The organism is Phenylobacterium sp., assembly GCF_028290885.1.
GTDB lineage: Bacteria > Pseudomonadota > Alphaproteobacteria > Caulobacterales > Caulobacteraceae > Phenylobacterium.
In genome coordinates this window covers 1-10204 of record NZ_JAQGIZ010000185.1, presented here as the reverse complement: position 1 = coordinate 10204, position 10204 = coordinate 1, and the positions used below count along the sequence as shown (strand labels likewise).

Here is a 10204-nt window from a genome sequence, read left to right as displayed (position 1 = left end):
AGCCGCCCCGCCTGGGCGTGGGACCGGGCGGCGGCGAGGGGCGCCGCGTCGATCGGGTTCGAACTGGACACCAAACGCTGTTCCGGCAATGGCTTTCGGGCTTCGAGCCTTCGTTTAGACAGGGTCGGAAGGTGAGCAGCAAGTGTGCCGGCCGCCAAACCGGGCGACAACGTTCAGGATCCGACGCCTGCCACCGCCCCGGCGCCGGCGGCCCGCGTTGTCCGGCCGCGCCGTCGATGCTAGGCATCGGACCCATCATGGTGACAGATGTTCCTTGAGATCGCCGACGTCCTGGCTCCCGAGGAGATCGCGCGGCTTCGGCAGTGGGCGGCCAAGGCGCGCTTCGTCGATGGGCGCATCTCAAGCCCTCACTCGACCGTGAAGGACAACCTGCAGGTCGACCACGCCGACGAAGGCTACGCCGCGTCGTCGAAGCTGATGGCCGCGGCGTTGCAGCGCAGCGAGCCGTTTCGCAATTTCGCCTTCCCCAGCCTGATGGCACCGCCGCTGCTGGCGCGCTACGAACCCGGCATGAAGTACGGCGCGCACACCGATGCGGCGCTGATGCAGCTGGGCGCGCGCATGCTCCGCGCCGATCTTTCCTGCACGATCTTCCTGAACGAGCCGGACACATACGAAGGCGGCGCGCTCTCCGTGCGGCTGGGATCGGCCGCGGTGGAGTTCAAGCTCAAGGCCGGCGCGGCCATCGTCTATCCTTCCACCACGCTGCACGAGGTGACCCCGGTCACCGCCGGCGAGCGGCTGGTCGGGATCACCTTCATTGAGAGCCAGATAGCCGATGCGGCCTACCGCGAGTTGCTCTTCGAGTTGGACGAGGTCGCCGCGATAGAGGGAAACAACATGAGCTGGGAGAGCCGCACTCGGCTGCAATATGTGCGGACCAATCTGAAGCGCATCTGGAGCGCGTCCGATTGAGCGGCCTCGCGTCCGGACCCAGGCCCGTGAGCCATCCGAGGCCCTGGAGTCTATTCGTCGCGATGGACCTTGATGGTCGTCTGTCCATCCACGTTCATGAGGAAGCTGCCCAGCGATCCCTTGTGGATGCGCACCTTCGAACCAGCCCTGGGCGCTCGCATCAGATCGCCTGAAATCTGACGCCACCGGGCGCCGTCCTCCAGGATGAGGGTCCAATGCCCGTTGATGTCGGCGCGGGCGGCGCGGACCACCCCATCCAGACTGTCGACTTCCTCAGGCTTCAGCGCCCGGACCACGAAACCCAGGCTCGGCACGTGCAGTCCGAAGGCTTCGCGATGGGCCGCGCTGGCCTGGGCGCGATCGATCACGACGATGTCGCCGCGCGTCTCTGCCTCACCCATCTTGGCCGTCGCGGCGTCGAAGCAGGCCAGGCGGGCCGTGTTGTCGGCCAGCCCCCGGCAATCCAGAACCGCTCGGAAGGCCGTCGCCTGACGCTGGCTTTCGGCGTCTTTCGCCCAGGCGACCCCCGCCGTGCCGGCCGCAGCAAGGACGGCGAGCGTGGCGGCCGCCAAGCGGGTGTTGTTCTTCGTCATGACCGACATCTCCCCCGTGAACAATTCCGCACGCTAGTCGTATTTGCCGCCTGTGGAACATCGCATCTGACGACTCCCGCGCCGAGCGCCGCCAAGGCCGCGCGGCGAACGCGTTAGGCGACATGATCGAACGCCGCCGCAGACTCGATCGGCCCGACCAGCGACGGATAGGCGCGTGCGGCGGCCGCGAGCCAGGCCAGTCCCCGATGGATCTCTACGGCATGCTCGCGCCGCGCGGTGTCGAGGACGGCCCGGCGAACGTCCGGGCCATAGCCATATTCAGGGGCCTTGGAATAGCGCTCGAAGTAAGCCGAGCGGGCCAGCCGTTCCACTTCCTCCGGGTCAGCGGCGCCGTGGAGATGCTGAAGGGCCGAGGCGAGGCCGGCTCGCGGCTCCCTAAGAAAGCCCTCGAAATCGATCCAGGCAGTCCGGCCCGGCTGCTGAGCGGCGGCCGTGGCGAGGGCAGCCATCTCGCAGGCCCAGCTCATGGCGGCGACTTCGCCTTCGGAAAGCCGGCCGAGGTCCCATCCCTGCCCGCCAATCCGGCGATGGAGGCGGGCAAGGCGCGCGGGCGCGGCGGTCCGCAGCTCCACTCGGGAATTCGGCCCTCCCAGGATCGTGGCCAGGTAGGTTTCCGGCCGGACGGTCATCAGCAGGGCGCGTGAGCGCGGAGCAGCGCGGAGCAATCGATCTGCGAGCTCACTGACCAGGCTCGTCGTCTTCACGAGGGCTCGCTGCGCGGGCGTCCAGGTGCGCGAGAATAGCGCCAGCAGGGTGGAGAGCCGCGCATCGAAGTCATCGCCGCGCCACGGCTCGTCTGTGAGTTCCACCTGGGCGAACGTGCGCAGCACCTGTGGCTCGCGGACGGAAAACACGCTGGGATGAACGCCCAGCAGCCGCGACAGCAGCGTCGAGCCCACGTGGCCGACATGGAAGATGTAGTCGCATCGCGCGGGCATGCCGGCCGCCGCGGCGGCGAGGGCAGCGTAGGAGACCGGCAGCATCTGCGACGGTGGGAGTCGGGCGTCGAGGAAGCTCGCCCTCTCGTAATCGACCCGCTGCAGGGCGATCAGCTCGACCTGATCGGTCGCAGGGTCCAGCGTCAGCGGGAACAGTTCGGGCGACGCGCGAACCCGCGATTGCCAGTCGATCACCGTCGAACCTCCGCAGCGAGATTGCCTTAGACGGTTAGGAGCGACGCGCGCCGATGTCGAGACGCGATCGGTTGGACGCCCGGCGCAAGGCGGTAGGGTGAAGGAGGATCCGCCGCATCCTCGACCCGTGCAAGCCGGCGGATCGGCTGGCGATCCCGATCGGCATCCATCGCCGGCGTCCCTAGTGGACGCGCGTGGGGGCCAGCACCATGGCGCCCTGGCTGCGCAGCCGCGCCTGGGCGAGTTCGTCCAGGATGCCCTGCGCGCGCGGGTCGCCGAACACCCAGGCCGCCGCCGCCAGCGTGCGCGCCGAGGAGGCCGAGACGCCCAGCATCTTCTGCAGCGCCTCGAACGGCGAGCCGTTCGGCGACATGCGCTTGAGGCGGGCTTCGCCGGAGACGTGGGCCAGGGCCTTGGCCTTGTCCACTGCCTGGTAGAAGCCGCCGATCTCGTCGACCAGGCCGAGCTCCTTGGCCTGGACGCCGGTCCAGACGTGGCCCTTGGCGATCTCGCGAACCCGGTCCGGGGATAGCTTGCGGCCGGCGGCGACGCGCTGGACGAAGTTGTCGTAGATGCGGTCCATCCAGTGGGAGAAGACCGCGCGCTGCTGCGGCGTGAACTCCTGGCCCATCCCGAACGCGCCCGCGTAGTCGCTGCCGACGCCGAGCTGGCGCACGTCTACCCCGTACTTGGCGAGCGCCGGGCCGACCGCGAACTTGCCGCCGAACACCCCGATCGAGCCGGTCAGTGTCGAGGGCTCGGACAGGATGGCGGAGGCTTCCGAGGACACCCAGTAGCCGCCCGAGGCGCCGTAGGTGCCCATCGACACCACCACCGGCTTGCCCGCCGCCTTGGCCGCGCGGATGGCCGCCAGGATCTCTTCCGAGGCGGTGTCGGACCCGCCCGGGGAATTGATCCTGAAGACGATGGCCTTCACGTCCTTGGCCTTGATGGCCTGGTAGAAGGCGTCGGAGATGTCGTCGGCATAGATGCTCGAGCCGCCGCGGAAGGGGTTGCCGCCCTGGTCCTTGCCGTCGACGATGGCGCCCTCGCCCTCGATGATCGCGATGGCGGGCCCGAGGCCCCGCTGGCGGGGCGCGCGGCCGTGGGCGTAGTCCTCGAAGTCGATCATCTGGGAGTCGGTCCCAGCCCTCTTGAGCAGGACGTCCTGCGCCTCGCGGACCTGGCCCACATGGTCGATCAGCCGCCGGCTCAGCGCCTCATCGGCGAGATAGGGCCCTGCCTCGAGGGCGGTTTTCAGGGCCGCCGGATCGAGCTTGCGGTCGGCCGCGGCGGCGGCGATGTCGGTGGCGTAGACCGAGCCCAGCCAGGAGAGCTCTGCCTCGCGGTGGGCAGGCGTGTAGTCGTCATAGAGGAACCCGTTGACCGCGTTCTTGTACTGATAGCGCTGCTCGTAGTCGGCCTTGACGCCGAACCTGTCGAACAGCCGCTTGAAGAACAGGTCCTCATTGGCGATGCCGGTCACCTGGAACGAGGCGCCCGGCTGCATCCAGAGCTCATCCGCCGCGGCGCCCAGCATGTAGCTCGCGGTGACCACGCCGGAGGGATAGAGCCCCTGGCTGTGGGCGATGATCGGCTTGCCCGACGCGCTGAAGTGCTTGATTCCGAGGCGCAGCTCGTCGGCCAGGCCCGGCTCGATGCCGCCTTCCGGCAGACGCACCAGCACGCCCTTGACGCGGTCGTCCTTCTCAGCGCGGCGCAGGCCCTCGATGATCGACATGGCCGAGTGACCGCGGCGGGTGAAGCCGGCCAGCGGGCTCTGCGGCGACTGGTCGGTGAGCGAATCGCGCAGGTCGAGCTCGAGCACCGCCTTCGACGGGATGGGACCGGGCCCGGCGGCCGCGGCGGCCATGGAGATCAGCACGAAGGGCACGCCGATCATGAAGATCAGCAGGCCCGCGAAGACCCCGGCCGCGGTAATCAGGAACTGCTTCATCGAAGAATCGGGCGCCTCGCGGAAAACCTGCAATCCAAAGGCTAGGCCTCCGCCTCTCGCACACTATTTCGCGGGCGCAAAGACCGGCGTTGTCGGGCTCGCCTAAATGCGGGCGGAGGGCTTGCGGATCGGCTTGGCGGCCACCTTGTGGCGCAGCTTCGCGACATCCGAGGCCGTCACCACCGGCGCGGCGTTGCCCCAGCTGTTGCGGACGTAGGTGGCGACGGCTGCGACCTGGGCGTCGTTCAGCTTCCAGGCATAGGCCGGCATCGACAGCGGGGTCGGCCGGGCGTCGGTGGCTACGGTCTGGGTTCCGGTGAGGATGAAGCGGATCACGCTCGTGGGATCGACCGACTGGGTCATCGCGGCTCCCGGCAGCGGTGGGAAGTACCGAGGCGCGGCCTTGCCGTCCATCGCATGGCAGGCGGCGCATTCGTCGACGTAGATCGCCTGTCCTGCGGCCATGACCCTGGCGTCTGGCGGCGGTGTCGCGGGGACCGCGGCGTGCGACGGCTGGGCTTTCAGAAAGGCCGCGATGGAGGTCAGGTCCGCATCGGTCATGTGCGAGGTCGAATGGCTGATCGCGTCGGCCATGGGCCCGGAGCCGTTGGCGCGGGCGTTACGGCCGGTCTTCAGATATTCGACCACGTCCGCCGTCGACCAGGCGCCCAGGCCTCTTCGGACGTCGGCGTTCAGGGCTGGCGCGAACCAGTTGTCGAGAACGCCGCCCTCGAACTCATGGCCCGCCTTGTCGGCGCCGAGGAACGTCTTCGGCGAATGACAGCCCCCGCAGTGGCCGAGGCCGCGGGCGATGTGCGCGCCGGGCGTGGGGCCGGTGGTGGGCGCGCGGTCTTCCTTGAAGTTCAACGCGTTCCAGAAGGTCACCAGGAAGCGGATGTTCAGCGGGAACGGCAGCTTGTTGGCCGGCGGGTGATAGCTCACCGGGGCGACGGTCCTGAGGTAGGCGTAGAGCGCGTCGGACTCGGCGCGGGTGGCGTGGGTGAAATAGGGATAGGGAAAGGCCGGATAGAGCTTGGCTCCATCCTTGCGGACGCCCCTGTGCATGGCGTTCCAGAAGTCGTCCGCCGTCCAGGTCCCGATGCCGGTCTCGCGGTCCGGGGTGATGTTGGTCGAGTAGATGACGCCGAACGGGGTGTTCAGCGGATAGCCGCCCGCATAGGTCTGGCCGCCCGCCCGATCGTGGCATGCCTCGCAGTCGCCCAGGACAGCGAGGTAGCGGCCGTAGGCGACCTGCGCCGGTTCGGCGGCCGGCGGGGCGAGGGGCGCAGCAGGCCGTTGGGCATCCGGCTTCGCCGGCATGGACGCGATCACGCAGACCCCCAGGGCGGCCACGACGAGAGGGTGGATGCGCACCCCGCCCACTGCCCTAGACCGGCACGAGGGGCTGGTGCGTGGCGTTCAGATAGCGGGCCTTGATCGCGTCGGCGGCGTGGTAGAGGAGCGCCGCCACCGTGCCGGTCGGGTTGTAGCCGGCGTTCTGCGGGAAGGCGGTGGCGCCCAGGACGAACAGGTTCGGCACCTCCCAGCTCTGCAGGTAGCGGTTGGTGAAGCTGGTCCTGGGATCGTCGCCCATGATCGCCCCGCCGGTGTTGTGCGTGGTCTGGTAGGGGACGACGTCCCACGAGCCCTTGCGGTAGTTCGCCTTGATCTCGCGCCCGCCCATGGCCTTGCCGATCTCGGCGGCGCGGTCGGTCAGGTAGTCGGACATGCGGTGCTCGTTGTCGGTGTAGTCGAAGGTCATCCTGAGCAGCGGCCGGCCGAGCACGTCCTTGTAGGTCGGGTCGAGGTCCAGGTAGTTGCCGCGGTGGCTCATCACCGCCCCGTGGGTGGCGACGGTGGTGGTCTTCAGATAGTCGCGGGCGATGGCCTGCTTCCACTTCGCGCCCCAGGCCGGCGTGCCGGCGGGGGTCGGGTGGGTCTCGATCGGCCGGGCGCCGGTCTGCAGGATCCCGACGTAGCCGCCGCCGATGAAGCCCAGGCCGGAATGGTCGAAATTGTCGCCGTTGAAGTCGTTGATGATCGTCCCGAGCGAACCGGCGCCCACGAACGGATTGAGGATCTTGTCGTTGAAGAAGACGTTCACCGAGGAGGTGATCTGGTAGGCGTAGTTGCGGCCCACCACGCCCTCGCCGGTGGCCGGATCGTAGGGCTTGCCGATGCCCGACAGCAGCAGCAGCCGGACGTTGTTGAGGATGTAGGCGCTGAGCACGACCATCTCCGCCGGCTGCTCGAACTCCTGGCCTCGCTCGTCGACGAAGTTGACGCCGGTGGCGGTCTTGCCGTCCGCGGAGAGGTTGATCTTCAGGACCTCGGTATTGGTCCTCAGGGTGAAGTTCTTCTTCCGCATCAGCACCGGCAGGATGGTTGTCTGGGCGCTGGACTTCGAATAGTTGCCGCAGGCGTATTTCTCGCAGAAGCCGCAGTAGGTGCATGGGGCGAGCTGCACCCCCAGCGGATTGGTGTAGGCCCGCGACATGTTGGCGGCCGGATGCGGGAAGGGATGACGCCCCAGCCCCGCGGCGGCCTTGCCGAACAGGCTGGGCGCATAGGGGATGTCGAGCGGCGGATTGGGGTATTCGCGCTGCCTGGGGCCTTCGAAGGGGTCGCCGCCCGGTTGGATCACCCCCTTGAGATTGCCGGCCTTGCCGGAGACGCCGCAGAGGTACTCGAACTTGTCGTAATGAGGCTCCAGGTCGTCGTAGCTGACCGGGTAGTCCTGGATGGTCATGTCATTGGGGACGGCCTTCTTGCCGTAGCGCTCGAGATTGTGGCTGCGCGCCTTGAGGTCCGTGGGCAGGAAGCGCCAGACCTGGCCGTTCCAGTGGACGCCCGCGCCGCCCACGCCGCTGCCCAGCAGGAAGGAGCCCAGCTGACGCATGGGAAGCGCCGTCTCGCTCATCTTGTTGCGGATGGTGAGCGTGTCGTGGCTCAGCCGCTGGAAGAGTTCGTGGCGCCAATAGTAGCGCAGCTCGTCCTGGGCGAAGGCGGGCGAGAAGTCGGTGGGCGTGTCTCGCCATTCGCCGCGCTCGAAGGCCAGCACGTTCAGGCCCGCCTCGGTCAGCTCCTGGCCCATCATCGCGCCGGTCCAGCCGAAGCCGATCAGCACCGCGTCGACGGGGGGGAGTTTGGTCGCCATGCGCCTAGCCTTTCGCCGACCAGGCGGGCCGCCCGCCGATGCCTACCGGCGGCAGCGGATAAGGCTTGCCGTAGGCCAGCACATAGGGGCGCTGGTCGTATCGCGCGCCCGAGAAGCCGATCATCCGCCACGCGCCCATGCCGCGGTTGCCGCCGTAGATCGGGTCGGAGAAGTAGCCTTCCAGCACATTCTGCAGCAGCAGCCCGAAGTAGGACTTGGCGTGGACGTCCGGCCCCAGGTCGACCTTGCCGGCCTCCAGGTCCTTCAGGAAGGCGTCCTGGTCGGCGGCGCTGCGCTTGTGGAAGGGCTGGCCCCCGCTGCGGCCCAGGTAATCGCCGATCGCCTTGATGGCCGCCCGATACAGGCCGGCCGGCGGGAAGCGGCTCTGGTAGCCCTGGGTGCCCGTGCTCTGGCCGAACGGCCCCTGCATGTACCAGCGCGTCCCCTTGCCGTATTCGCCGGCCAGCTGGCGATCCAGGAACAGCGGCACGCCGGCCTCGACCGCGCCGGGCCCAGTGGCGTCGGCCGGGATCAGGCGCGCACAGGCGGACTCGATGAACTGCGCCTCGTTGGGGGTGAAAAAGACGTAGCCAGCGCGAAGGTCGGTGGCCAATGGATAAGCTGCGGTGTCGGGCGCCCAGACCATGCCTGCGCCGGTCAGCCGGGCCGCCGAACTCGCCAACGGCGCGGCGCAGATCAGCGCGCCGAATCCGAGAGCCGTGCGCCGATCGATGTGGAACTGAGGCAAGGCGCAGGGCTCCGAACCTGCTGCGGTAACGCTGGTTCGTCAGGGGAGTTCCCAGCGGCCGGAAGTCTTGTGGCGTCAGGCGATGTGCTAAGGGCGGGGCAGGCCGAAGACGTCGCGGTCGGCGGGCTGGAAGGTCAGGGTTTCCACTTGGCGTTCCATCGCGCCCTTGGGGTCTGCGCCATCGACGGTGAAGCGCGTGGCGACCCGCACGGGGCCGATACGGCGATAGTCCGAGAGCTGCACCGTCACCGGGCGCGGGCCGCTACGGTCGACGATGCGGCCCAGGAGGTGGGTTCCGCGGTCGAACCACAGCTCCCGCGCCTTGCCGCCATAGGGCTTGACCTCGACCACGTCGAAGGCCCGGCCCTGGGCCTGTCTCACGCCCAGATACCCGCCCCGCGCGTCGAAACGCCCGGGATAGAAGAAGCCGTAGACGGTGAGGAAGGCGGTGGTGCGGGCCTCCGCCGCGGTCGGCAGTCCGTCGCCGCCGTGGACCTCGCCGCCCGGCAGGATCTCCCACTCGCCGGCGCCGTTGTAGCCGTGGACGTGGACGCCGCCCGCCTCATGGGTCTCGATGCGCATGCCGTAGCGCAGGGGATCGAACCAGCTCTCGTAGGCGACGCCGCTCTGATGTCCGGTCTCGTGCCAGCCGCGCAGCAGGTTCCAACCAGCCCCGCCAACGGCCGCCCGCGCCTGGGTGAGCACCCGTTGGGCGTCGCGCGAATAGCCAATGGCGCTGGCCGCGTGTCTGGCGGCCTGGGCGTCGGTCACGGCGAGGCCAAGGGCGATGCCGGCCGCCATCAGGAGTTTGCGTAGGGGCGGCGTCATGTGGGGCGGCGAACCAGGCCGGGGAGCTTTGTCCACAATGCGGCGTGGGCGAAAATCACGCCGCGTTCGCAGAGGGAAGGGAAATGGTCGTGGGCGCAGTCGGGGGGCAACTGGTCTCCTCTTCAGAGCCTCCAGGGTGCAATGCATTGGCATTCTTGTTGGTATTTCGCAGAGAAAGACCGCTCCCGCGCTAAAGATGTGAGTCCTGCCAGCTCCACCGCCGCCGCTGCAATTCGTTGGTAGATTCGCGGGTGCTCTTGGGTGCGAACGACCACCGCTCGACGACAGCGTGGGTCCAGCCATCCCCGCCACTCGCGCCGGGTCCAGTGATGGACTGGACGGACGTTTTAATGAAATCAAATACTTATGATGGGGCGCGTGCAAATCGCGTGCATTCGGCCATCGAATAATCGCGCGCTTCTTCGCAGGTTAGGTCGGTTCAGCCCGACGCGGTATGCGGTCAGGTCTGTGCAGACTCCGCTGCGCGTCCTTATCTCGCCCACCCTGGTCGCCCGGCGGCCGTTCTGTACTGGCTCCGCAGCTAAGCCGCTTCCGCGCGCGGTCGCTTCGGTGCGGCCTGCCCGTCGTTGGGCGGGCAGGCCGCGCCGGCGCGTCAGCCTTGAGGCCGGAAGTCGTTGTTGGTCGCGCGATCGCCGGCCTGCCAGCGTTGAAGGGTGTCGTGGGCGCTGCGGCGCTGCCAGACGTCGATGGCCTCGGCCTCCGCGCTGTCCACCGTGAACTCGATGAGCTGGCCGTCCGGGTCCTCGACGTAGATCGAGACGCAGTAGCCATGGTCCATCACCTGGTAGGGCAGGGTCGCGGCGTCCAGGC

The 10204-nt window shown here is 68.4% G+C and carries 9 protein-coding genes; 1 reads left to right on the top strand and 8 read right to left on the bottom strand.

What is annotated here, in order from left to right; translation table 11 throughout:
- Positions 1-267: 267 nt before the first annotated feature.
- Positions 268-936, top strand: a complete 669-nt coding sequence (locus JWP28_RS12480; protein WP_299543313.1) for a Fe2+-dependent dioxygenase — start codon at positions 268-270, stop codon at positions 934-936.
- Positions 937-986: 50 nt separating this feature from the next.
- Here the strand turns inward: JWP28_RS12480 and JWP28_RS12475 are convergent, their stop codons facing one another.
- The 8 genes from JWP28_RS12475 to JWP28_RS12440 all read right to left on the bottom strand — a co-directional run.
- Positions 987-1508: a hypothetical protein gene (locus JWP28_RS12475; RefSeq protein ID WP_299543311.1), complete on the bottom strand. Its 522-nt coding sequence runs from the start codon at positions 1506-1508 to the stop codon at positions 987-989.
- Positions 1509-1642: 134 nt separating this feature from the next.
- A complete protein-coding gene (locus JWP28_RS12470) occupies positions 1643-2683 on the bottom strand; it encodes a hypothetical protein (protein ID WP_299543310.1) in 1041 nt (346 codons plus the stop codon).
- 181 nt (positions 2684-2864) lie between these two features.
- Positions 2865-4640 (bottom strand): signal peptide peptidase SppA, encoded by a 1776-nt coding sequence (gene sppA, locus JWP28_RS12465; protein WP_299543309.1) that lies wholly within the window; start codon positions 4638-4640, stop codon positions 2865-2867.
- 102 nt (positions 4641-4742) lie between these two features.
- Positions 4743-6014 (bottom strand): cytochrome c, encoded by a 1272-nt coding sequence (locus JWP28_RS12460; RefSeq protein WP_299543308.1) that lies wholly within the window; start codon positions 6012-6014, stop codon positions 4743-4745.
- 13 nt (positions 6015-6027) lie between these two features.
- The gene (locus JWP28_RS12455) at positions 6028-7797 is read right to left on the bottom strand and encodes a GMC family oxidoreductase (RefSeq protein WP_299543306.1); all 1770 of its coding nucleotides are present in this window, start codon (positions 7795-7797) and stop codon (positions 6028-6030) included.
- Positions 7798-7801: 4 nt separating this feature from the next.
- Entirely contained in the window at positions 7802-8545 is a 744-nt protein-coding gene (locus tag JWP28_RS12450) for a gluconate 2-dehydrogenase subunit 3 family protein (protein ID WP_299543304.1), read from the bottom strand.
- A gap of 87 nt (positions 8546-8632) precedes the next feature.
- Positions 8633-9373: a hypothetical protein gene (locus JWP28_RS12445; protein WP_299543302.1), complete on the bottom strand. Its 741-nt coding sequence runs from the start codon at positions 9371-9373 to the stop codon at positions 8633-8635.
- Between the two features lie 613 nt (positions 9374-9986).
- Positions 9987-10204 (bottom strand): hypothetical protein (locus JWP28_RS12440; RefSeq protein WP_299543301.1); only part of this gene is annotated, 218 nt, incomplete at its 5' end.

Coding starts and splice junctions, on each gene's coding strand:
- JWP28_RS12480 (WP_299543313.1), top strand. CDS start 268: ATGTTCCTTGAGATCGCCGACGTCCTGGCTCCCGAGGAGATCGCGCGG.
- sppA (WP_299543309.1), bottom strand. CDS start 4,640: ATGAAGCAGTTCCTGATTACCGCGGCCGGGGTCTTCGCGGGCCTGCTG.
- JWP28_RS12445 (WP_299543302.1), bottom strand. CDS start 9,373: ATGACGCCGCCCCTACGCAAACTCCTGATGGCGGCCGGCATCGCCCTT.
- JWP28_RS12455 (WP_299543306.1), bottom strand. CDS start 7,797: ATGGCGACCAAACTCCCCCCCGTCGACGCGGTGCTGATCGGCTTCGGC.